Origin of the sequence: Nocardioides sp. Root190 (assembly GCF_001428565.1) — a bacterium.
Classification (GTDB): domain Bacteria; phylum Actinomycetota; class Actinomycetes; order Propionibacteriales; family Nocardioidaceae; genus Nocardioides.
On record NZ_LMIA01000008.1, the window covers coordinates 240,941 to 262,812 of the forward strand.

At 72.1% G+C, this 21,872-nt stretch carries 24 protein-coding genes and 1 riboswitch; of the genes, 12 read left to right on the plus strand and 12 right to left on the minus strand.

From position 1 onward, the window contains the following. Window position 1: 1 nt before the first annotated feature. Window positions 2-349, minus strand: a complete 348-nt coding sequence (locus tag ASE01_RS07590) for a DUF2200 domain-containing protein (protein WP_056749577.1) — start codon at window positions 347-349, stop codon at window positions 2-4. A gap of 226 nt (window positions 350-575) precedes the next feature. On the opposite strand from ASE01_RS07590, the gene ASE01_RS07595 reads away from it, so the two are divergent. After that, window positions 576-1,229 (plus strand): hypothetical protein, encoded by a 654-nt coding sequence (locus tag ASE01_RS07595; RefSeq protein WP_056750096.1) that lies wholly within the window; start codon window positions 576-578, stop codon window positions 1,227-1,229. Between the two features lie 10 nt (window positions 1,230-1,239). On the opposite strand, the gene ASE01_RS07600 is transcribed toward ASE01_RS07595, so the two are convergent. Beyond that, window positions 1,240-2,682 (minus strand): acyl-CoA synthetase, encoded by a 1,443-nt coding sequence (locus ASE01_RS07600; RefSeq protein WP_056749578.1) that lies wholly within the window; start codon window positions 2,680-2,682, stop codon window positions 1,240-1,242. Between the two features lie 96 nt (window positions 2,683-2,778). Between ASE01_RS07600 and ASE01_RS07605 the strand changes: the two genes are divergently transcribed. Further along, a complete protein-coding gene (locus tag ASE01_RS07605) occupies window positions 2,779-3,039 on the plus strand; it encodes a GlsB/YeaQ/YmgE family stress response membrane protein (RefSeq protein WP_235535907.1) in 261 nt (86 codons plus the stop codon). A gap of 3 nt (window positions 3,040-3,042) precedes the next feature. On the opposite strand, the gene ASE01_RS07610 is transcribed toward ASE01_RS07605, so the two are convergent. Together ASE01_RS07610 and ASE01_RS07615 are read right to left on the minus strand one after the other, a co-directional pair. Continuing rightward, the gene (locus tag ASE01_RS07610) at window positions 3,043-4,431 is read right to left on the minus strand and encodes a class II fumarate hydratase (protein ID WP_200958778.1); all 1,389 of its coding nucleotides are present in this window, start codon (window positions 4,429-4,431) and stop codon (window positions 3,043-3,045) included. 10 nt (window positions 4,432-4,441) lie between these two features. Then, a complete protein-coding gene (locus tag ASE01_RS07615) occupies window positions 4,442-5,029 on the minus strand; it encodes a TetR/AcrR family transcriptional regulator (protein WP_056749579.1) in 588 nt (195 codons plus the stop codon). 76 nt (window positions 5,030-5,105) lie between these two features. On the opposite strand from ASE01_RS07615, the gene ASE01_RS07620 reads away from it, so the two are divergent. Beyond that, window positions 5,106-6,314 carry an acyl-CoA dehydrogenase family protein gene (locus ASE01_RS07620; protein ID WP_056749580.1) on the plus strand — a complete coding sequence of 403 codons (1,209 nt, stop codon included), beginning with the start codon at window positions 5,106-5,108 and terminating at the stop codon, window positions 6,312-6,314. Here ASE01_RS07620 and ASE01_RS07625 read toward each other — a convergent pair. The 4 genes from ASE01_RS07625 to ASE01_RS07640 all read right to left on the minus strand — a co-directional run bounded on the left by ASE01_RS07625 (window position 6,304) and on the right by ASE01_RS07640 (window position 10,671). Then, window positions 6,304-7,215, minus strand: coding sequence for a serine hydrolase domain-containing protein (locus ASE01_RS07625; protein ID WP_157537153.1), 912 nt, complete (start codon window positions 7,213-7,215; stop codon window positions 6,304-6,306). The genes ASE01_RS07620 and ASE01_RS07625 overlap by 11 nt on opposite strands. 12 nt (window positions 7,216-7,227) lie before the next feature. Beyond that, window positions 7,228-7,518 (minus strand): zf-TFIIB domain-containing protein, encoded by a 291-nt coding sequence (locus ASE01_RS07630; protein ID WP_056749581.1) that lies wholly within the window; start codon window positions 7,516-7,518, stop codon window positions 7,228-7,230. Window positions 7,519-7,650: 132 nt separating this feature from the next. Continuing rightward, entirely contained in the window at window positions 7,651-9,354 is a 1,704-nt protein-coding gene (locus tag ASE01_RS07635) for a fumarate hydratase (RefSeq protein WP_056749582.1), read from the minus strand. An 84-nt stretch (window positions 9,355-9,438) separates the two neighbouring features. Further along, window positions 9,439-10,671, minus strand: a complete 1,233-nt coding sequence (locus ASE01_RS07640) for a choice-of-anchor P family protein (RefSeq protein ID WP_162260279.1) — start codon at window positions 10,669-10,671, stop codon at window positions 9,439-9,441. A gap of 267 nt (window positions 10,672-10,938) precedes the next feature. Between ASE01_RS07640 and ASE01_RS07645 the strand changes: the two genes are divergently transcribed. Beyond that, the gene (locus ASE01_RS07645) at window positions 10,939-12,024 is read left to right on the plus strand and encodes an FAD-dependent oxidoreductase (protein WP_056749584.1); all 1,086 of its coding nucleotides are present in this window, start codon (window positions 10,939-10,941) and stop codon (window positions 12,022-12,024) included. Window positions 12,025-12,030: 6 nt separating this feature from the next. On the opposite strand, the gene ASE01_RS07650 is transcribed toward ASE01_RS07645, so the two are convergent. From ASE01_RS07650 to ASE01_RS07660, 3 genes are read right to left on the minus strand one after another with little or no spacing between them, the layout of a single operon-like run. Beyond that, entirely contained in the window at window positions 12,031-12,936 is a 906-nt protein-coding gene (locus ASE01_RS07650) for a sucrase ferredoxin (RefSeq protein ID WP_056749585.1), read from the minus strand. Next, on the minus strand, window positions 12,933-14,087 hold the full coding sequence (locus ASE01_RS07655; protein WP_235535909.1) for a cupin domain-containing protein: 1,155 nt from the start codon (window positions 14,085-14,087) through the stop codon (window positions 12,933-12,935). Before ASE01_RS07655 ends, ASE01_RS07650 begins: the two co-directional genes overlap by 4 nt. A gap of 2 nt (window positions 14,088-14,089) precedes the next feature. Then, on the minus strand, window positions 14,090-14,335 hold the full coding sequence (locus tag ASE01_RS07660) for a hypothetical protein (RefSeq protein WP_056749587.1): 246 nt from the start codon (window positions 14,333-14,335) through the stop codon (window positions 14,090-14,092). 128 nt (window positions 14,336-14,463) lie between these two features. Further along, window positions 14,464-14,574: riboswitch (TPP riboswitch) on the plus strand. Here ASE01_RS07660 and ASE01_RS07665 point away from each other — a divergent pair. The 7 genes from ASE01_RS07665 to thiC all read left to right on the plus strand — a co-directional run bounded on the left by ASE01_RS07665 (window position 14,566) and on the right by thiC (window position 20,189). Further along, window positions 14,566-15,192, plus strand: a complete 627-nt coding sequence (locus ASE01_RS07665; RefSeq protein WP_082605950.1) for a thiamine phosphate synthase — start codon at window positions 14,566-14,568, stop codon at window positions 15,190-15,192. It overlaps the preceding riboswitch by 9 nt. Continuing rightward, complete coding sequence (locus ASE01_RS07670) at window positions 15,192-16,241, plus strand: FAD-dependent oxidoreductase (protein ID WP_056749589.1); 1,050 nt, start codon at window positions 15,192-15,194, stop codon at window positions 16,239-16,241. The genes ASE01_RS07665 and ASE01_RS07670 overlap by 1 nt, the downstream gene beginning before the upstream one ends. Further along, window positions 16,238-16,441: a sulfur carrier protein ThiS gene (gene thiS / locus ASE01_RS07675; protein ID WP_056749590.1), complete on the plus strand. Its 204-nt coding sequence runs from the start codon at window positions 16,238-16,240 to the stop codon at window positions 16,439-16,441. Before ASE01_RS07670 ends, thiS begins: the two co-directional genes overlap by 4 nt. Beyond that, window positions 16,438-17,205: a thiazole synthase gene (locus tag ASE01_RS07680; protein WP_056749591.1), complete on the plus strand. Its 768-nt coding sequence runs from the start codon at window positions 16,438-16,440 to the stop codon at window positions 17,203-17,205. Before thiS ends, ASE01_RS07680 begins: the two co-directional genes overlap by 4 nt. 7 nt (window positions 17,206-17,212) lie before the next feature. Further along, window positions 17,213-17,773 (plus strand): thiamine phosphate synthase, encoded by a 561-nt coding sequence (locus ASE01_RS07685; RefSeq protein WP_056749592.1) that lies wholly within the window; start codon window positions 17,213-17,215, stop codon window positions 17,771-17,773. Next, the gene (locus ASE01_RS07690; protein WP_056749593.1) at window positions 17,770-18,456 is read left to right on the plus strand and encodes a bifunctional hydroxymethylpyrimidine kinase/phosphomethylpyrimidine kinase; all 687 of its coding nucleotides are present in this window, start codon (window positions 17,770-17,772) and stop codon (window positions 18,454-18,456) included. The genes ASE01_RS07685 and ASE01_RS07690 overlap by 4 nt, the downstream gene beginning before the upstream one ends. Continuing rightward, on the plus strand, window positions 18,453-20,189 hold the full coding sequence (gene thiC, locus ASE01_RS07695) for a phosphomethylpyrimidine synthase ThiC (protein ID WP_056749594.1): 1,737 nt from the start codon (window positions 18,453-18,455) through the stop codon (window positions 20,187-20,189). Before ASE01_RS07690 ends, thiC begins: the two co-directional genes overlap by 4 nt. Here the strand turns inward: thiC and ASE01_RS07700 are convergent. Continuing rightward, on the minus strand, window positions 20,120-20,797 hold the full coding sequence (locus tag ASE01_RS07700; RefSeq protein WP_082605951.1) for a YdeI/OmpD-associated family protein: 678 nt from the start codon (window positions 20,795-20,797) through the stop codon (window positions 20,120-20,122). The two genes, thiC and ASE01_RS07700, sit on opposite strands and share 70 nt — an antisense overlap. Window positions 20,798-20,851: 54 nt before the next feature. On the opposite strand from ASE01_RS07700, the gene ASE01_RS07705 reads away from it, so the two are divergent. Then, window positions 20,852-21,859, plus strand: coding sequence for an asparaginase (locus tag ASE01_RS07705; protein WP_157537158.1), 1,008 nt, complete (start codon window positions 20,852-20,854; stop codon window positions 21,857-21,859). The last annotated feature ends 13 nt before the right edge of the window (window positions 21,860-21,872 follow it).

A 21,872-nucleotide genomic window follows, 5' to 3' on the forward strand; every position in this document is an offset into this window, starting at 1 on the left:
CTCAGGCCGGGGTGCGCAGCACCTTGGTCAGTGCCTTGCCCCGGGCGAGCTCGTCGACGAGCTTGTCCAGGTAGCGGATCTTCTGCATCAGCGGATCCTCGACATCCTCGACCCGCACGCCGCAGACCACCCCGGTGATCAGCGTGGCGTGCGGGTTGAGTCGCGCCCGGGCGAAGAAGTCCTCGAAGGTCGTCTCCGCGGCGAGGTGCTGCTCGAGCTCGGCGGCGTCGTACCCGGTCAGCCAGCAGATCGCCTCGTCGAGCTCGGCCCGGGTCCGTCCCTTGCGCTCCACCTTGTTCACGTAGTGCACGTGGACGGAGGCGACACTGCTGGTGAAGATCCGGCTCATGGGCCCACCCTAGGTCGGGACGGAATCCCGGAGCGCGTGGCGCATGCAACCCGTGGTGTGGGTGTGACAGAAGTGATCGGAAGGTGGCGACCAATCTGGCGGTTCGGTTTGCACGGTGCGAATGGGTCAGGCATGGTGGAACCTGGTCGCCAGAGGTGATGACAACGGCGTCGGGCCCGGTTGGGAGGCGACCACGCCCACCGCAGTCGAGCCCGGAAACGAGCCCTTGTCGAAGCACGCGAAGCCTGCGCCGAAGCACCGCGGAGCCCCGAAGCACGCCCACATCGCCGAGGCGCCCCGTCGGGCCGCCCGCAACGTCGTGGTCCTGTCCTCGGTCGCTGTCGCCGTGACCGGAGTGTCGGTGGCCGCCGGCATCCTCGGCAACGACACGACCCCGCCTGCCGCCAGCGTCGACGCCGAGACCCTGGCCGCCGCCGGGCAGCTCGACCCGCAGGTCACCGCCGAGCGCGACGCCGTCGTGTCCCGAGCAGACCGGCGCCCTGAGGCCGACCCCGCCAAGACCGCCGGCCTCGACGAGACCGCCAGCGCCGCGATGACCGACCAGCGCAAGCTCTCCGACTCCGACCCCAAGGACATCGCCAAGGCGCTGTTCAGCGAGTTCGGCTTCTCCGCGAGCCAGTTCGGCTGCCTCGACTCGCTGTGGACCCGCGAGTCGAACTGGCGCTGGAACGCCGACAACCCCACCTCCAGCGCCTACGGCATCCCGCAGGCCCTGCCCGGCTCCAAGATGTCGTCGGCCGGCGCCGACTGGGCCACCAACCCCGCCACGCAGATCCGCTGGGGCCTGGGCTACATCCAGGCGCGGTACGGCAGCCCGTGTGCTGCGTGGGGACACTCCGAGTCCCACAACTGGTACTGAGCTCGGGCCGCTACTCGAGCAGCCGGGACTTCTGGACCTTGCCCATCTCGTTGCGGGGCAGCGAGGCGACGAAGCGGACCTCGCGGGGGCGCTTGTGGGCGGCGAGCTCCGTGCTGACGTACGTCGTGAGGTCCTCGGCGAGGGACGGCTCGTCCATGCCGTCGGGGCCGTCGGGGCCGTCGGGGCGGTCGGCGCGAAGCACGACGTAGGCCACGATCCGCTGGCCGAGGTCGTCGTCGGGGCGAGGGACGACGGCGCACTCGGCGACCGCGGGGTGGCCCAGGAGGGTGGACTCGACCTCACCGGCCCCGATCCGGTAGCCGCCGGACTTGATCAGGTCGATCGAGGCGCGTCCGACGATCCGGTGGCGCCCGTCGGCGGCGATGCAGGCGACGTCACCGGTGCGGAACCAGCCGTCAGGGGTCCAGACCTCGGCGGTCGCCTCGGGCCGGTTCAGGTAGCCCGCGAAGAGGGTCGGACCGCGCACCTCCAGCTGGCCGACGGTCTCGCCGTCGTGGGGCACGGGCTGGTCGTGCTCGTCGCGCAGCCGGGTCTGGGTGCCGGCGATCGGCACGCCGACCCAGCCGGCTTCGCGGCGCCCGTCCGCGCGGGTCGCGACGGTGATCAGGGACTCGCTCATGCCGTAGCGCTCGGCCACCTCACGGCCCGTCAGGTCCCGCAGACGGTTGAAGACCGGGACCGGGAGGGCGGCGCTGCCCGAGACGAGCAGGCGGGCATCGCGCAGCGCCGCGGCGTGCTCGGGGGACTCCGCGATCCGGCTCCACACGGTGGGGACGCCGAAGAACAGGGTGGCGCCGGCGTGGGCGGCGGCGGCGTACGCCTCGGGGCTCGGTCGGCCCACGTGGTGGAGTCCGCTGCCGACGCGGAGCGGACCGAGGACGCCGAGCACGAGGCCGTGCACGTGGAAGAGCGGCAGGCCGTGGGCGAGCACGTCGTCGGCCGTCCAGTCCCACGCGTCCGCGAGACCGTCCAGGTCGGCGGCGAGAGCAGCGTGCGGCACCAGGACGCCCTTGGGCAGGCCGGTCGTGCCGGAGGTGTAGAGGACGAAGGCGAGGTCGTCCGGCGCGATCTCCGCCGGTGTGTACGACGCCCGCGCGCCCAGGTCCACGGCGAGGTGCTCGAGGCCGTGGGTGGCCGGAGGTTGCGGTCCCAGCCAGCAGTCAGGCGAGCTGTCGTCGAGCAGGTGGCGCAGCTCGGCGGCCCCGGAGTCCGGTGGCACCGGGACGACGGTCGTGCCCGCCAGGAGTGCCCCCACGATCGCCACGACGGTCTCCATCGTGGCCGTCGCGTGGACGGCGACCCGGGTCCGTCCGGCGAGCGGGGCGGCCAGCGCGGCCGCGGCGCCCAGCAGGTCGGCGGAGGCCAGGGTGGTGCCGTCGACGGTGACGGGGCGACCCTGCCCGTCGACGAGGGAGGTGAGGAGCTCGGTCATGGCCTGCCTGGTGGTCCGGGGGTGCCGTCGGACACCATCGTCGCGGAGCGGCGCGGCGCGATGGACACTGCCCCCGGCCGGGTGTGTGATGGGGACATGATCCAGATCCTGGGCTTCCTCCTCATCGGCGTCGTCATCGGTGTCCTCGCGCGTGTGCTCCGTCCCGGCCGGTCAGGGCTCAGCATGGGCGCGACGGTCGGCGTGGGCCTGGTCGCCGCGCTCGTCGGGGGCATCGTGGCCACGCTGCTCGGCACGGGCAGCCTCGACGAGCTGGACTTCCTGGGCTTCGTGGTCGCCGTGATCGCCGCGATCGTGCTGATCCCCGTCGCCGAGGGGATCGCCGGCAAGAAGAAGTAGTCCTCAGGGCCGGGTCATCGAGGCCAGGTCCAGCGCCGCGTCGAGCTGGTCGAGGGTGAGCTCGCCGCGCTCGACGTACCCCATCTCCAGCACGGTCTCGCGGATCGTCGCTCCGTCGGCGAGCGCCTGCTTGGCGACCTTGGCCGCGGCTTCGTAGCCGAGGTACTTGTTCAGCGGCGTCACCACCGACGGTGAGGACGCGGCGTAGCGCAGCATCCGCTCGGCATCGGCGCTGATGCCGTCGACGCAGCGGCGAGCCAGCGTCGTGGACGCCGTCGAGAGCAGTCGGACCGACTCGAGCAGGTTGCGCGCGATCACCGGCATCGCGACGTTGAGCTCGAAGGAGCCACTCGCCCCGGCGACGGTGACCGCGGCATCGTTGCCGATCACCTGCATGCAGACCATCAGCGTCGCCTCGGGCAGGACCGGGTTCACCTTGCCGGGCATGATCGAGGAGCCGGGCTGCAGGTCGGGCAGGTGGATCTCGGCCAGGCCGGTCGTGGGTCCCGACCCCATCCAGCGCAGGTCGTTGCAGATCTTGGTGAGTCCGACGGCGATGGTGCGCAGCACGCCGCTCAGCTCGACCAGGGAGTCGCGGGTGCCCTGCGCCTCGAAGTGGTTGCGGGCCTCGGTGAACGGCTGGCCGGAGGCCTCGGAGAGGGCGGTGATGGCCGCCGCGGCGAACCCGGGCGGGGTGTTGATGCCCGTGCCGACGGCGGTGCCGCCCAGCGGCAGCTCCCGGACCCGCGGCAGCACGGACTCGAGTCGCTCGGCGCCGTAGCGCACGGTGGCGGCGTACCCGCCGAACTCCTGGCCCAGGGTCACCGGGGTGGCGTCCATCAGGTGCGTGCGACCGGATTTCACCAGGTCGGCGAACTCGACCGACTTCGCCTCCAGCGAGGCCGCCAGGACGTCGAGGGCGGGCAGCAGGTCGTTGACGACGGAGGACGTGGCCGCGACGTGGATCGCGGTCGGGAAGACGTCGTTGCTCGACTGGCTCGCGTTGACGTGGTCGTTGGGGTGCACGGTGACGCCGGCGCGGGCGGCCAGCGAGGCGATCACCTCGTTGGCGTTCATGTTGGAGCTGGTGCCGGAACCGGTCTGGAACACGTCGATGGGGAACTCGGCGTCGTGCTCCCCGCCGGCCACGGCGGCTGCCGCGCTCGACACGGCCGCGGCCAGCTCGGCCGGGAGGACGCCGAGCTCACTGTTGGCGCGTGCTGCCGCCGCCTTCACCGCGCCCAGGGCGTGGACCAGGGCGGGCTCGATCGGGGTGCCGCTGATCGGGAAGTTCTCGACCGCGCGTTGGGTCTGGGCCTGCCACAACGCATCGGCGGGCACCCGGACCTCGCCCATGGAGTCGTGCTCGATACGGAAGTCGTCGCTGCTCACGACATCGACGTTAGCGCGGCGCGAGGAGCACGACGAGGGCCCCGGTGACGGCCTCGAGGTCCGGCGCGGCTGCCGGGCTGGTGGTCGAGGTGCTGTTGAGGGCACCGACGACCAGGTTGCGCAGCACCCGCAGGTCGACGTCGCCGCGCACGACGCCGGCCTCGCGTCCGCGCTCGAGCACGGAGAGCCAGACGCGCCCGAAGCCTCGCTCGTGCTCCACGTGGGCGGCTCGGAGGTGCGGCGGCAGCGTCTCCACCATCCGGACGACGGCAGCGGCGCGGTCGTCGCTGGCGTGCAGGGCTGCCAGGTGGCCGATCACCGCGGCACGCAGGTGATCGGCGGGGGAGGCGTCGTCGGGTACGGCGGCGATCGCCTCCTCGAGGGCGGCGCGCGCCGAGTCGACGCCCTCGGCCAGCGTGGCGGCGACGAGGTCGTCCTTGCTGGGGAAGTGGAAGGCGAGGCTGCCGACCTTGAGGTCGGCGGCATCGGCGATCCGGCGGAGGCTGGCGCCGCCGTACCCGTGCAGCGCGAACTCGTGTGCGGACGCCTCCAGGATGCGTCGGCGGGTCCGCGCCGCCTTGGTCTCACCGATCTCCACGACGCCACCCTAGCGAAACTGACGTCCGTACGATTATTCTAGAATCGTACGATTGTCAGATTACGAGGAGACCGCCATGACCGTCCCGCGCACCCAGGACCGGATGACCCACGACATCTTCCTGCCGGAGGAGACCATCGCCCTGCGCCAGCGGGCGCGGGCGGCGGTCGCGACCCATCTCGCACCGGTGGCCCGCGAGATCGGCGCCCGGGAGGAGTCGGCGGACAGCTTCCCGTGGCAGGCGTTCCGCGGCCTGGCCTCCGAGGGCCTCTTCGCGGTGCCGTTCGAGGGCGTCGAGCACCCGATGCTCGGCGTCTGCACGGTCGCGGAGGAGATCGCCTACGAGTCCTCCTCGATGGCCGGCGTGTACGACGGCCAGTGCATCCTCGTGCCCGCGACGCTCGCCTTCGCGCAGCCCGCACTCCGTGACCGGTTGGTCCCGGACCTGGTGAGCGGGGAGCAGGCCTTCGCCTTCGCGACCACCGAGCCGGAGACCAGTTCGGACCTGACGGCCTCGCGCCTGCAGACGTGGGCGGAGGAGACGCCCGACGGCTTCGTGGTCAACGGCCGCAAGCGCTGGATCACCAACAGCGTCGTCGCCGGCTGGGTCTCGATCCTGGTGCGGGCCGGTCGCGACGGCGACCGCGCGCACATGCTGCTGATCGACCTGAGCAGCCCGGGGGTCCGGATCGGCACTCCTGACCTCAAGATGGGCCACCGCGGCCAGATCACCGCCGACATCATCCTGGAGGACGTGCACGTTCCCCGCGAGAACCTGCTCGGCGAGCAGGGCCGGGGCATGGCCGTCGCCCTCACCGCACTGGTGCGCGGCCGGATCGGGATCGGCGCCGCCGGCGTGGGGGTGGCCCAGGCCGCCCTCGACCTGGCCGTCCACCGGCTGCAGACCCGCGAGGTGTTCGGTCGTCCGCTCGGTGCGATGCAGCACTGGCAGTTCGTGATGGCGCATCGGGCCACCGAGATCGAGTGCGCGCGCAGCCTCTACCAGAAGGCAGCGATGCTGCTCGACCGCGGCGACCAGACAGCCGAGCCGGAGGCTGCGATGGCCAAGGCCTACGGCACCCGGCTGGCCAACGACCTGGTGCGCGAGGCGATCCAGGTCCACGGCGCGCTCGGCTTCTCCCGCCAGGTGGGGGAGACGGGCGAGTCGGTGCGGCTGGAGGAGATGTACCGCGACGCGAAGATCCTGGAGATCTTCGAGGGCGCCAACGAGCTGCAGCAGTGGATCGTCGCGCGCCGACTGATCGGGCGCGACATCACCGGGTGAGCAGGTCGACGCCGATCCGGTCGACGGATCGCGTGGTGGCCCGGACCACGACGGCGGCCCGGGCGGCTTCGCGGTCCACTCCCAGCCAGGAGCGCCAGCCACCGGTGCCGCCGTTGTGCCAGGTGAGGACGTGCCCGCGGACCTCGGTGGTGAGCCAGGCGGCGCCGATCCTCACGGCCGGCCCGGCGAAGCTCGTGGTCGGCTCCAGGGCGTCACTCCCCGGGACCGTCCCGTCGAGGAGCGCGGCAGCGAAGGTGCCCAGGTCGGCCAGGGTCGACCTGATCCCACCCGCAGGACCCAGGGCTTCCCCTGTCCAGGCCTCGGCGCCCCGGCCTCGTGCGGTCCCGGCGACCGCACGGGGGGACAGCTCGGCTGCTGAGGCGGGGACGTACCAGCTGTCCAGGCCGAGCGGGTCCGCGATCCGCGTGCGCACGAGGTCGGCATAGGTGGTGCCCTCGGCCGCCGCGACCGCATGGCCGAGCAGCTCGAACCCCAGATTCGAGTACGAAGCCCGGGGCCGCCCCAGCTTCGTCGCGCGCGTCTGCTCCAGCAGCTCGGCGAGCGTGTCGCCGTACGGGTTCGCCCGGTGGCGCCACAGTCCCCACGACCGGCGTGCCATGTCGGGCACCGCCGGCAGCCGGGGCAGCCCCGAGCGGTGCTGGGCCAGCGCGCCCAGGGTCACTTCGCCGGCCGGGCAGCCGTCGAGGGGCAGGTGCAGTGCGAGCCGGTCCTCGGGCGACACGCTGCCCCGCGTGAGGGCATCGCAGTACACGAGCCCGGTCACGCCCTTGGAGACCGAGCCGATCTCCACGTCGCCGTCATCGGGCAGGCGGTGGCTCGACGTGGTGATCTCGCCGCCGCTGACGACGGCCACGCCCCAGGGGACGTCGCCGAGGTCCATCGTGGCGCCCGGTCAGTCGAACAGCTCGGAGAGCCAGCTCTCCTTGCGACGCTTCTTGTAGTGGTCGCGATCGCGGTCGTGGCCGCCTCGGTCGTCGCGGCGCCCACCGTCGTACCGGTCATAGCCCTGCTGGGGAGCCTGGGGCGCCTGCGGCGCAGGCGGAGCCTGACCGACCGAGCGGTCGATGATCTTGTCGAGCTCGCCACGGTCGAGCCACACGCCCCGGCACTGCGGGCAGTAGTCGATCTCGATGCCGTTCCGGTCACTCATCACGAGGGTGGTCTCGTCCACAGGACAACGCATGACTGGAGAACGGACCACGGTGGCTGCGGGTTCCCGTGGGGTTCGGTCAGCATCCGGTGGATGTCATGCGATCTGGCTGCTTGGGGGACCACTTCGTATGACGTCCCGACGCCGACCGGCGCGCCGGCCGGCTCACTCCGCGGAGCGCACCCGGAGTCCCTGCCCCACGATCGAGCTCAGCGGGACGGTGACGGTCCCACCCGGATCGGTGAAGAAGTCGTTGCCCTTGTCGTCCACGACGATGAACGCGGGGAAGTTCTCGACCTCGATCTTCCAGACCGCCTCCATGCCGAGCTCGGGGTACTCGATGACCTCCTGGCTCCGGATGCAGTCCTGGGCCAGACGGGCGGCAGGTCCGCCGATCGAGCCGAGGTAGAAGCCGCCGTACTCGCCGCACGCCTCGGTGACCTGCTTGCTGCGGTTGCCCTTGGCGAGCATCACCATCGAGCCGCCGGCAGCCTGGAAGGTCTTGACGTAGGAGTCCATCCGGCCGGCGGTGGTCGGCCCGAACGACCCGGACGCCATGCCCTCGGGGGTCTTGGCCGGTCCGGCGTAGTAGACCGGGTGGTTCTTGAGGTACTCCGGCATCTCCTCGCCGGCGTCGAGGCGCTCCTGGATCTTCGCGTGCGCGATGTCCCGGGCGACCACGAGCGGTCCGGTGAGGGAGAGCCGCGTCTTGACGGGGTACTGCGAGAGCTGGGCGAGGATCTCGCTCATCGGCTGGTTGAGGTCGACCTCGACGACCTCGCCGCCCGTGATGTCCTCGGCCACGCCGGCGTCGGGCATGTACTGCGCGGGGTCCATCTCGAGCTGCTCGAGGAAGACGCCCTCGCTGGTGATCTTGCCCAGCGCCTGGCGGTCGGCCGAGCAGGACACCGCGATCGCCACCGGACAGGAGGCACCGTGGCGGGGGAGCCGCACGACCCGGACGTCGTGGCAGAAGTACTTGCCGCCGAACTGGGCGCCGATGCCGAAGGACTGGGTCAGCTTGAAGACCTCCTCCTCCAGATCGAGGTCGCGGAAGCCGTGGGCACTCATCGAGCCCTCGGTCGGCAGGTTGTCGAGGTAGTGCGCCGAGGCGTACTTCGCGGTCTTCAGCGCGAACTCCGCCGACGTGCCGCCGATGACCACCGCGAGGTGGTACGGCGGGCACGCGGCCGTGCCGAGGGAGCGGATCTTCTCGTCGAGGAACTCCAGCATCCGCTTGGGGTTCAGGACGGCCTTGGTCTCCTGGAACAGGAAGGACTTGTTGGCCGAGCCGCCGCCCTTGGCCATGAAGAGGAACTTGTACTCCGGGCCCTTCTCGCCCTGGGCCGTCGAGTAGAGCTCGATCTGGGCGGGCAGGTTGGTGCCGGTGTTCTTCTCGTCGTACGTCGTCAGGGGGGCGAGCTGGCTGTAGCGCAGGTTGAGCTTCGTGTAGGCGTCGTAGACACCCTTGCTGACCCACTCGGCGTCGTCGGCGCCGGTCAGGACACCCTCGGACTTCTTGCCCATCACGATCGCCGTGCCGGTGTCCTGGCACATCGGCAGCACACCGCCGGCGGAGATGTTGACGTTCTTGAGCAGGTCGAGGGCGACGAAGCGGTCGTTCCCGGACGCCTCCGGGTCGTCGATGATCTTGCGGAGCTGGGCGAGGTGGGCCGGGCGCAGGTAGTGGCTGATGTCGTGCATCGCCTCGGCCGTCAGGCGCTGGATGGCCTCCGGGTCCACCTTGAGGAAGGTGGTCCCGTCCGGTCCCTCGACCGTCTCGACCCCCTCGGAGGTGATCAGGCGGTAAGGAGTGTCGTCCTTGCCGATCGGGAGGAGGTCGGAGTACCGGAACTCTGCTTCAGCCACGAGCAACGAGGATATCTCTGTTCGGGAAAAGCAGTGGGGGCCGGGTCGCTGTGCGACCCGGCCCCCACCGATGATGCTGTGCGGTCAGCTGGTGGTGATCAGCGTTCCCGCGATGGCGAACTCGATGACCGCGCCGACCGGAAGGCCTGCCTGAGCGGTGTCGAGGGTGATCTTCAGGCCGTCGATGCGGTTGGCCTTGGATCCGGGCGCCACGGCCTGCTTGTTGAGCTCGACCTTGCCGAGGCCCAGCACGTCGATCGCGGTGTTCGGCGACACGTTGACCGGGAGCTGGATGCCGGCGACGACGAGGTTGAGCGTCGTCATCTTCAGCGACTGGGTCCAGACACCGTTGACGAGCTTGCCCGTGGCCTCGACCTGGATCGCGTCGGCCTTGATCAGACCGCCGAGGACGTTGATCTTGGCAGTCCTGTTGGCGTTGACGATCTCGGCGTCACCGTTGGGGTCACGCTTGGAGGTGCTCGTCGAGGTGATCGCGCCGACCGTGGCGATGCCCGGGAGGCTGATCGTCGCGGTCGTGTTGCGCAGCTCGTTGCCGTTGCTGCCGTTGAACGGCGTGGCGACGAAGGCGGTCGGGTCGGAGACGACGTTGATCTGCGTGCCGACCTTGGCCGAGATGCGGCTGGCGTAGGTGAAGCCACCGAGGCGAGGAGCGTTGTCGGCCGGGACCGCCTCCTGCAGGTAGTGGTTGACCGGGTTCAGCACGATCGTGGTGCCGGCGTCGAAGCCGTTCTGTGCCTTGAGCAGCTGCACGGCCACGGCCCAGCCGCGGGTGGCGGAGAGCTCCTGGGTGCCGGCGTGCGCCGAGAAGTTGAGGCTGATCGCCGCGACTCCCGGGATGTTGACGCCGTAGTTCTTCGGGATGTCCAGCGGCAGGTTGATGCCGAGGATCTTGATGCCGGCCAGCTTGGTGTTGGCGACGTGCGACGACGTGCCGTCAGGCTTGCCGGTCGTGGTGACGGTGGTCTCGACGGCGTCGATCTTGATCAGGCCGTTGAGCAGGTTGACACCGGCCACGCGGGCGTTCGACGTCAGCTCGATGTTGCCGCCGGACTTGACCGAGGTGGTCTTGGTCTCGGCCGCGCCCACGCTGACGAGGGTGCCGACGTTGGCCGCAGCGGTGCTGTTCTTCTGCGAGCCCTGCGCACCACCGGCGATGGCGGTCTGCGCGGTGAGGTCGGACTGCACCACACCGCCGAGCGCCTTGATGTAGGTCGCGCCAGTGTTGGCGGAGTAGTTCCATTCGTCGACGGCAGCGTGGGCCGGCGTCGCCGGAATGGCCACCAGTCCAGCGCCCATCAGGACGAAAGCGATAAGAGAGACGAGCTTGCGCACGGTCTGGGACCCCATTCCCATTGAAGTTCTATGTGTGAGTTCCCCCCAAGGAACCCCCCGCCCGAAAGGCGGAAAGTCAATAAGCCTTCCATGAACTCAACGACTCGGGTCGCGTGAGGTCACGGCAGGTCACCCTTAGGCTACTGCCTGAGGGTGCCGCGTGCCGAACGGGTGACGCAGATCGCTGCCGGATCCGGTATCGGCGTTGGCTCTCACCGTGTTCCAGCCGTCGTGCACACCTACGACGCGGTGGTGATCGGTGCCGGACAGGCGGGCCTGTCGGCGTCGTACCACCTCGCCCGCTTGGGGATCGATCACGTCCTCCTCGACGCCGACGAGGCGCCCGGTGGCGCGTGGCAGCACCGGTGGGACTCGCTGTCGATGAACGACGTCCACGGTGTGGCCGACCTCCCCGACGCCGCGGCGCCCGGAGGCTCCGCGGACCGGGCCAACCTGGTGCTGCCTGCATGGTTCGGGCGCTACGAGTCGGAGCACTCCCTGCCGGTGGAACGTCCGGTGCGGGTCGAGAGCGTGGTCACCAGCGGCGAGCTGCTCGAGGTGCGAGCCGGTGCGCGCACCTGGACGACCCGGACGCTGGTGAACGCGACGGGCACCTGGACCCAGCCGTTCGTGCCGGCGTACCCGGGAGCAGCGACGTTCCTGGGCGAGCAGCTGCACACCCACGACTACCCCGGCCCGGAGCACTTCGACGGCCGTCGGGTGCTGGTCGTCGGCGGGGGAGCCTCGGCCGTGCAGTTCCTCGGCGAGCTCGCTCCGCGCACCGAGGTGCTGTGGGTGACCCGGCGCCCGCCGGTGTGGCGTGACCACTTCGGCGAGGAGACCGGCCGCGAAGCGATCGGTCTGGTCCAGGAACGCGTGCGCGCGGGCCTGCCGCCCGCCAGCGTCGTGAGCGTCACCGGCCTGGCCCTGCGTCCGCAGGAGCAGGAGGCGGCCCGGCTCGGCGCCTACGACCGGCGTCGCGAGATGTTCGCGCGGATCGAACCGGACGGCGTGCGATGGGCCGACGGGTCCTTCGAGCAGGTTGACGTCATCCTGTGGGCCACCGGGTTCCGTCCGGCGCTCGCCCACCTCGCCCCGTTGCACCTGCGCAGCGAGCACGGTGGGATCGCCCTGGTGCAGAGCGGTGCCGACGTGCAGACCGCCACGGAGGTCGACCGGGACCCCCGGGTGCAGCTGGTCGGCTACGGGCCGTCGGCGAGCACCATCGGCGGCAACCGTGCGGGCCGAGCGGCCGCGCTCGCCGTACGGCGACACCTCGCGGGCCACCCGGTCGTGACCGGCGTCGCCGCCGGCTGAGGCGAGCTACTGCCGCTCGAGGGAGACCAGCTCGTGGGTGGGGACCGGGTTGTCACGGGTCGCCCGGCAGGTGAGCTGGAGCGGCTCGGAGCCGGAGGCGGAGCGCACCCGCACCTGCCAGCGGGTGTCCTCGACGTCGAACTCCACCTCCGTGACCTCGCCGTCGCGTCGCCGCGACGCGAAGCGAACGGCATCCCTGCGGCGCTCACCGAGCTCGCGGCGCAGGGCGATCTCGGCGAACTGCACCGGCATCGCGTACGACGATCGTCCCCGCAGGTGGTCCAGCTCCAGTCGTCCCGCGTCGAGCTCGTCCGCCACCAGGAGCGCGGCGGGCGGGTCCATACGGCCGTAGTAGAGACCGTCGGGGAGCACGAGGAGGTTGCCCGCGAACCGGTCGCCGCCGATGTGGGAGACCTCCCAGGTGGCGTCCGGGTGCTCCGCAGCGAGCGCCGAGGCCACCGGGCGACCCTGCTCCGCACAGCACGCGTCGTGACGGCCGTGCGTGCACACGCAGAGCAGCCGGCCGTCGTACGGCGTGAGTCCGGGGGAGCGCCCCTGCCCCAGTGCCGCCAGGTCGAGCTCGAGCAGGTGGTGCGGGTCGGCGAGCACCGTGCTCTCCAGCCAGGGCCGAGCAGGGTGGGCGAACGCGGCGAACACCCGGATCCCGGCGTCGTGGGTCGTCCGGTCCGGGCGGCGGACCAGCAGCGGCCGGACGCCGGCTGCTGCGGCGGCGCGGGACACAGCGCTGCCCAGACCGTCGGGCAACCGGGCGTCACGCAGTGCGTCGGCGCCCCACGGACCGGTGTTCTCGATCAGCAGGAACGCGCGCACGGTCGAGGCAGTGCCGGCTGCGGACTCCTCGCGCAGGCCGCTCGCGACGGCGCACCGGAAGGCCGGGTCACGCGAGGTCACCGGACGACCTCGAGGAGGCCTTCCCTGACGAGGCGGCGGCAGAGCACCAGCCGGCTCTGCGGATCGAGGTGCCCGCCGAGGTCGGCCGGGCGGATCGTACGGCGGAGGCGCAGCTCCTCCAGCGCAGGACGCAGCCGGCCGGGCACGTCGATGGAGCGGTCGCCGAGGAGGACCTCCAGCCGGTCGCCGTGGGCGATCAGTGCACACGGGTGGCCCGTCCGCCGGCGCAGCAGGGTGTGGTCCTCGATCGCCTCGGCGGCGAGCACGTCGTGCAGGCCCCCGGCCAGGCGTGGGCTGCGCGAGGTGAGGAAGCGCCGTGTCTCGCGCTCGACGGCGGCATCGGGGTCGAGCGCGCGGACGCGGTCCGCGAGGTCCTGGAGGTGGTCGGCCAGGGGTGCGGTGAGCCGCGTCGGTTCCTCGAGGTGGCCGGCCGGCAGGTGCGCGTCGGGCATCTCGGCCAGGACGCCGGCCACGCTGCGCTCGAGCAACCCGCGCCAGGTGAGCTGGTTGATGCCGAGGGTGACGTGGAGCGAGACGGTGTCCTGGGCGCGGGCCGCGTGCGGGGTGCCCGTGGGCAGGTACAGGGACAGTCCGGGCTCGAGCAGCACGTCCTCGACGCCGTCGGGACCATGGATCTCCCACTGCTTGGAACCGGCAGTCTGGAAGACGAAGACGTCGTGGGAGTCGGAGTGGACCGCGAAGCCCTGCGCTCCCGGAGGAGTGAGGTAGGCGTTGGCCTGGCACGGGTGGCCGAGCTCGAGCTCCAGCTCGGCGACGAGATCGGTGATCGGCTGCCAGTAGCGGTGGACGCCCTGGAACACGACGGTCGCGCCCTCGGCGAAGAGCTCCAGGGCCTTGCGCGCGTCGACGAGACCGGTCAGCGGCCTGCCCGCGAGGGTGGCGCCGCGGGTGTAGCCCGACTCGGGGAGGACGGCGCCGTCACGAGCGACCCGGATCGACGGCGTCCGGATGGCCGAGGAGGTCAGCAGGGTGTCGGCGTCGTCGAGGGACAGGAGCCCGGCGAGCCGAGCCGGCTCGGTGCGGTGCAGGTGCACGCGCGAGGCCCAGACCTTCGTCAGGAAGGTCTGGGCGTCGCCGCTGAGCAGGTCGAGCGCAGAGCCGGGCGCAGAGCCGGGCACGGGGTCGGGCACGGTCAGGACGCGTCGCCGTCCGTGGTGTCGCTCGCGTCGCCGTCGGAGGCGTCGGAGTCGGTGCCGTCGCTGTCCGTGCCATCGGAGTCCGTGGTGTCGCCGTCCGTCGTGTCGGTCGCGTCGCCGTCGGTGCCGTCCGCGTCGCCTCCGTCGGTCCCGTCGGCGTCGCCACCGGGCTGGGGTGCGCTGCCCGTCGGCGTCGTCACCATGTCGTCGTCGCTGAGCGGCTCTTCGGGTGTGGTGCTCATTTTTCCTCCTGAGGGGCGGTGGATGCTCCCGGCGGGCCGGGCGGGCTGGTCCGGAGTTACCCCGACTCCCGTCCGGTCATCCCGGTCCCTTCCTACCGGCTGCCCGCCCCGGTGCGCTAGCGTGAGTTCCGACCACCCACGGGAGTCCGCGGCAGCGGGCTGAGAGGGAGCTGCAGCCGCTCCGACCGTCACACCTGATCCGGATCATGCCGGCGAAGGAACGGACGAAGATGACTGCTTTTCCTGCGCTCCCCCCGCGACCGCACGGCCCGGCACGCGTGCACTGCCTGGTCTCGGACCTGGACGACCTCTCCCTGCTGCCCGCCATCGCGGCCGCAGGCGTCGACGGCTTCCAGGTCCGGGCCAAGGACCTCGGCACCCGCGACCTCGTGGCGTTGGTGCGTGCCGTCCGCGACGCCGTCGGTCCCCACGGCTCGACGGTGCTGGTCAACGACCGGCTCGACGTGGCGCTGGCGTCCGACGCCGACGGCGTCCACCTCGGTGCCGACGACCTCGCGGTCGCCGATGCCCGGAGGATCGCGCCGCGACTGGTGATCGGCGCGACCTGCCGCTCCCGCGAGGAGGTCCTCGCTGCGGCGGCGGGCGGCGCCGACTACGCCGGGTTCGGACCGATCGGCACGTCGGCCTCCAAGCCGGGCCTGCCCGCAGCCCTCGGTCTCGCCTCGATCACCGACGCCTCCGGCGTGCTGCCGCTCGTCGCGATCGGAGGCCTCGACGCCGTCACCGCCGCCGAGGCGCGGGTTGCCGGCGCGCACGGCGTCGCCGTGATCGGCGCGATCTGGCGACATCCCGATCCCGTGTCAGCAGCGAAGGGACTCGTGGCGGCGCTCGCCTGATGCGGGTCGAGGTCCTGGGCGCCGGCATCATCGGGCTGACCGTGGCGGACGAGCTGCAGCGGCGGGGGTACGACGTCGGCGTGGTCGACCCGGAACCCGCTCGCGGGGCGTCGTACGCCGCGGCCGGCATGCTCAGTCCGGCCGCCGAGGTCTGGCACGGCGAGGAGGACGTGCTGCGGCTGGGCGCTGCCTCCCTCGCGCTGTGGCCCGACCTGGCCGCCCGGCTCGGCGTCGGACTGCAGCGCCGCGGCACCCTCCTCGTCGGGTACGACGCCGGCGACCTCCAGCAGGTGCACCGGCAGGTGGAGCTGCTCGGTCGGCACGGTTGCGACGCCGTCGTGCTCGACCGGGGTGGGGTGCGGGAGCACGAGCCCTCCCTGGCGCGGATCGCCGGTGGCGCGCTGCTCCCGGACGAGGCCAGCGTGGATCCGCGCGAGGTCTGCGCGGCGTTGCTCGCGCGGGTGCGGCTCCAGCCGGTGCCGACCGGTGCCGACGTCACCGTCGTCGCGACCGGCGCCCGGCTGCCCGAGCCGTGGACGCACCTCGTCTCGGGGGTGCGCGGCGAGATCCTGCGGCTGCGCTCGGACGACCCGCCCGCCCGGACCGTCCGGGGATGGGTCGCGGGCGTGCCGGTCTACCTCGTGCCGCGCGGTGACGGACGCCTGGTCCTCGGCGCCACCACGGAGCAGCACGACGGCCCGCCCGTGGTCACCGCCGGCGGCGCGTTGCGCCTGCTCGCTGCGGCCCGCCAGCTGTGGCCCGCCCTGGACCGGGCCGAGCTGCTCGAGGCCACCGCCCGGGATCGTCCGGCGAGCGCCGACGGGCTGCCGCTGATCGGTCCCAGTGGGGTCGACGGCGTCGTGCTCGCGGCCGGACACCACCGCCACGGCGTCCTGCTCGCCCCGCTCACGGCCCGTCTGGTGGCCGACCACCTCGAGGCCGGGCCGGCGACCGCGGCCCCGGATCCCGCCGTCGACCCCCGCCGGTTCGCCTCCCTCCCGTCCTTCCGCTCAGTCCCGTCCGTCCCTCCCCGAGGAGCACTGCGATGACCATCACCTGCAACGGCGAGGCGGTGAGCACCACGGCGTGCTCGCTCGCCGACCTGCTGACCGCCCGTCTCGGGGAGCCAGCCCCTCCCGGCGTCGCCGTCGCCGTCAACGGCGAGGTCCTGCCGCGCTCGGTCTGGGCGGCGCCGTTGCTGCTCGAGGGGGACGTGGTCGAGATCGTCACGGCGGTGCAGGGCGGATGAGCACCGACCTCGAGGTCGCGGGTGAGACCTTCGGTTCCCGACTGCTGCTCGGCACCGGCGGGCTGCCGCACCTGTCCCTGCTCGCGCCGGTGCTGGCCGCCGCGAGGCCGGCGCTCGTCACCGTCTCGATGAGGCGCACGTCCTCGCTCGCCGACGGCGGACTGCTCGCCGGCCTCCGCGCCGCGGGGGTGCGGCTGCTGCCCAACACCGCCGGATGTCTGTCCGCCCGCGAGGCCGTCCTCACGGCCGAGCTGGCCAGGGAGGCGCTCGCCACCGACTGGGTGAAGCTCGAGGTGGTCGGCGACGAGGAGTCCCTGATGCCCGACGTGGTCGAGCTGGTGGATGCCGCCGAGCAGCTGGTCCGTCGAGGGTTCACGGTCCTGCCCTACACGAGCGACGACCCCGTCGTCGCCCGCCGCCTCGTCGACGTCGGGTGTGCCGCGGTGATGCCACTGGGCTCACCCATCGGCTCCGGCCTCGGGATCCGCAACCCGCACGCGATCGAGGCGTTGCGGGCATCGGTCGAGGTCCCGGTGGTGCTCGATGCCGGGATCGGTACGGCGAGCGACGCGGCCCTGGCGATGGAGCTCGGCTGTGACGCCGTCCTGGCCGCGACCGCCGTGACCCGCGCCGACGACCCCGTGGCGATGGCCCGGGCACTGCGTCTGGGCGTGGAGGCCGGACACCTGGCCCATCGGGCGGGCCGGATCCCGCGCCGCGACGTGGCCCGCGCGTCCAGTCCGATGGCCGGTCGGGTCGGGTGAGCGGCTCGTGAGCAGGCGACTCGTCGTGCTGACCGACCGCACCCAGGTCCCCGCCGGCCGCACCCTGCGCGAGGTTCTCGCTGCCTCCGCGGACGCCGGCCTCACCACGGTGCTGCTCCGCGAGCTCGACCTGCCCGACGTCGAGCGCGCGAGAATCGCCGAGCACGCCCGTGCTGCCGGGCTCGAGGTGGTGGCCGCCCATCGCGCGGTGCCCGGTTGCTCGGGGGTCCACCTGCCCTCGGCCGCTCCCGCGCCCGGGTTCCCGACCCGCTGGGGCCGTTCGTGCCACCGTCGCGCCGACGTGACGGCCTCGGCGGTCGACGGCGCGTGGTGGGCGACCCTGTCGCCGTACGCCGTGACGCGGAGCAAGCCCGGCCACGGGCCGCCGCTGCCCCCGACCGCCTGGACCGGGCTGCCGCTGTCGGTCTACGCCCTCGGTGGCATCACACCCGACAACGCCGCGGCAGCCCGCGGCGCCGGGGCCTGGGGCGTTGCGGTGATGGGTGCGGTGATGCGGGCCGAGGACCCCGCAGCCGTGGTGGCTGCGCTGATCGAGGCGGTCCGGTGAACCCGCCCGTCGTCGTCTCGATCGCCGCGACCGACCCCGGCGGGGGAGCGGGACTCGCCGCCGACCTGGCCACCTTCGCCGCGCTGGGCGTCCACGGCGCCTGCGTCGTCACCGCGATCACCGTGCAGGACACGACGGCGGTCCACGCGATCCACCCGGTGCCCGCCGAGGTGGTCCTCGCGCAGCTGGACGCCGTGCTCGCCGACCTCCCGGTCGCCGTGATCAAGACGGGCATGCTCGCCACCGCCGAGACGGTCGTGGGTCTGAGCAACCGACTGAAGGCGTTGCCGGGCACCCGACCCCTGCTCGTGGTCGACCCGGTGTTGCGCGCCACGACCGGCGCGACATTGGCCACCGACGCGGTCGTCGCCGCCTACCGCGAGCACCTGCTGCCCCTCGCGAGTGTCCTCACGCCCAACGAGGACGAGTTCATCGCGCTCGGACGCCCCGAGGGACCCGGCGTGCTGGTGACCCGCGGCGGCGACATCGCGACGACCAACGACCACGGCACCGGGTGCACCCACAGCAGCGCCCTGGCCGCCCATCTCGCGCTCGGCGCCGACCCGGCGACCGCAGCCGACCGCGCCGCGGCCTACGTCTCACACCAGCTCCATCTCGGCAAGAACTGGGACCTCGGCCGCGGCCGGGGTCCCGTCGCTCACATCCAAGGAGAGAACCGATGACCGTCCACCCCGCCCACACCCGCCTCGAGATCGGCGACCTGAAGGTCCCGATCACCCGCGTCGCCCTCACCAACGGCGACACCTTCGACCGCTACTGCACCGAGGGCCCCGGCTCCGAGCCCGAGGTCGGGCTGCCGCCACTGCGGTCCGCATGGATCGAGGGACGCGGGGACACCGAGACCTACGACGGCCGCGAGACCCAGCTGCTCGACAACGGCCGGACCGCGGTCCGCCGGGGAGCGGCCGAGGGCGAGTGGCGAGGCGGGCGGCGTGCCCCGCGTCGTACGACCGGACCGGCGGTGACCCAGATGGCCTACGCCCGGGCGGGGGTCGTCACCGAGGAGATGGCCTACGTCGCCGAGCGCGAGGGCTGCGACGTGGAGCTGGTCCGCAGCGAGGTCGCAGCGGGCCGCGCGATCATCCCCGTCAACGTCAACCACCCCGAGTCCGAGCCGATGATCATCGGGCGCCGCTTCCTGGTGAAGATCAACGCCAACATCGGCAACTCGGCAGTGACGTCCTCGATCGCCGAGGAGGTCGACAAGCTCACCCACGCGATCACGTGGGGTGCGGACACGGTCATGGACCTCTCGACGGGCGACGACATCCACACCACCCGCGAGTGGATCATCCGCAACAGCCCGGTCCCGATCGGGACGGTGCCGATCTACCAGGCACTCGAGAAGGTCAACGGCGAGGCCGACAAGCTCACCTGGGAGATCTTCCGCGACACCGTCATCGAGCAGTGCGAGCAGGGCGTCGACTACATGACGATCCACGCCGGCGTACTGCTCCGCTACGTCCCGATGACGGCCCGCCGGGTGACCGGAATCGTCAGCAGGGGCGGATCGATCATGGCCGGGTGGTGCCTCGCCCACCACGAGGAGAACTTCCTCTACACGCACTTCGACGAGCTCTGCGCGATCTTCCGTGAGTACGACGTCAGCTTCTCCCTCGGCGACGGGCTCCGCCCCGGCTCGACCGCGGATGCCAACGACGAGGCGCAGTTCGCCGAGCTGCGGACCCTCGCCGAGCTCACCCTTCGTGCGTGGGAGCTCGACGTGCAGGTGATGGTCGAGGGACCGGGGCACGTGCCGTTGCACCTGGTCGAGGAGAACGTCCGGCTGCAGCAGGACTGGTGCCACGGGGCGCCGTTCTACACGCTGGGCCCGCTCGCCACCGACATCGCGCCCGGCTACGACCACATCACCTCGGCGATCGGTGCCGCGACGATCGCGATGCACGGCACCGCGATGCTCTGCTACGTCACGCCCAAGGAGCACCTGGGCCTGCCGAACCGCGACGACGTGAAGACCGGCGTCATCACCTACAAGCTCGCCGCCCACGCGGCCGACGTCGCCAAGGGCCACCCGGGCGCACGGGACTGGGACGACGCGCTGTCGAAGGCACGCTTCGAGTTCCGCTGGCGTGACCAGTTCGCGCTGTCCCTCGACCCGGTCACCGCGGAGTCCTTCCACGACGAGACCCTCCCGGCCGACAACGCGAAGACGGCGCACTTCTGCTCGATGTGCGGCCCCAAGTTCTGCTCGATGAAGATCAGCCAGGACGTGCGTGACCGGTTCGGCGCCGACCTCTCGCCCGAGGACGCGGCGCTCGGGATGAAGGAGAAGTCGGCGGAGTTCCTCGAGATGGGGGCGTCGGTCTACGTGGAGCCGGACGCGTCCTGGGCCGCCGCCGCAGCCCGCTCGACCCACCTCGGGATCTCGCCGTAGCGCTGCATGGGAATCAGCTGGCCCGCGGCGGAATCCTCCACCAGCTGGGCCATGCGGCGATCGCGGGTCGTCTCCTGCTTGGCGGTGAGGACCCAGTTCGAGCACACCTTGCGATAGGTCTTCGTCGCCGCCTCCCAGAAGGCGGTGGCGGCGGGGTCGGCGGCGAGCTGGGCGGCGTAGCCGTCGGGCAGGACGATCTCGCCGTCGGCCTCGTGGGTGTAGGGCGCCGGCTCCACGCGGCGCTGCTCCCAGATCGCCAGTCCACTGGGCTGCATCCGTCCCTCGGCGGTCAGCCGCTCGACGAGGTCGAGGTTGACCTTGCTCCAGTTGCTGGTCCGCTTGCGCGGGGTCCAGCGCTGGCGTCGGGAGTCCTCGTCGATGCGTTGCGCGACCGAGTCGATCCAGCCCCAGCACAGGGCGACGGGCACCGCCTCGGCCCAGGTGAGGCCGTGGTCGGGGACGTGCTTGCGGAGCAGGCCCATCCACAGGGAGGTCTCGGTGTCGTGGTGGGCGGCGAGCCACGCGTCGAACTCCTCGGCATCGGCGAAGAAACGGGCCGGCCGCTCCTCGCTGCCACCCATGCGACCCGGCACTCCTCGCTTCGCCATGGGACGAGCCTGTCAGGTCGCACCGACAACCACCGGATCGGAGAGGATGGACACGTGAGCACTCCCACCGTGGCCATCGGCGCACTCGGCGGCACCATCGCCTCCACCTCGAGCGCCGACGACGGCAGCGAGATCGTCCCGACCCTGTCGGCCTCGTCGTTGGCGGCCGCGGTCCCGGGGCTCGACGCCGTCGCCTCGGTCCGCGCGGAGACACTGGCCACCTTGCCGAGCCCGTCCCTCGACGAGCCGACCATCATGAGGGCCCTTGCCTGGGCGCGGTCGGCGGTCGAGGCAGGAGCGACGGGCGTCGTACTCACGCAGGGGACCGACACCCTCGAGGAGTCGGCCTACCTGCTCGACCTGTTCTGGGACCGCCAGGAGCCGCTCGTCGTCACCGGCGCGATGCGCTCGTCGCAGGCGGCGGGTGCCGACGGTCCGGCCAACCTGCTGACGGCGGTCCGGTGTGCGGTCGAGACGGCGTCGCGCGAGCGTGGCGTCCTGGTCGCCTTCGATGACGAGATCCACCAGGCCCGCTGGGTGTCCAAGACCGACTCGATGTCGACGAGCGCCTTCCGCTCCGCGGTGTTCGGTCCGATCGGGCGCTGCGTCGAGGCCGAGGTCGTGTACGGCGTCCCGGCCGGCCGGGTGCCCGCGCTGCGGTTGTCGCGGGGTGCGGAGTCGGAGGACCCGCGGGTGCCGCTCGTCGCGACCTACCTCGGGGACGACGGCTACGTGCTCGACGCGATCCGGTCCGACGACATCGACGGGATCGTGATCGCCGGCTTCGGCGCGGGACACGTGTCGGCACGGATGGCCGAGGCCGTCGGCCGCCTTGCCCGCCAGGTGCCGGTGGTGTTCGCTTCCCGCACGGGCTCGGGCCCGACAGGTCGGGCGATGTACGGCTACCCGGGCTCCGAGATCGACCTGGTCGCCCGCGGCGCGGTCGGTGCGGGATGGCTCTCCCCGGTCAAGGCGCGCCTGCTGCTGTGGGCGCTCGCGCTGCGCGGCCCCGTCGCCCGCGCCGACGTGGTGGCCGAGTTCGAGGTGCGCGGCAGGCCCTGAGTCAGCCCAGCCG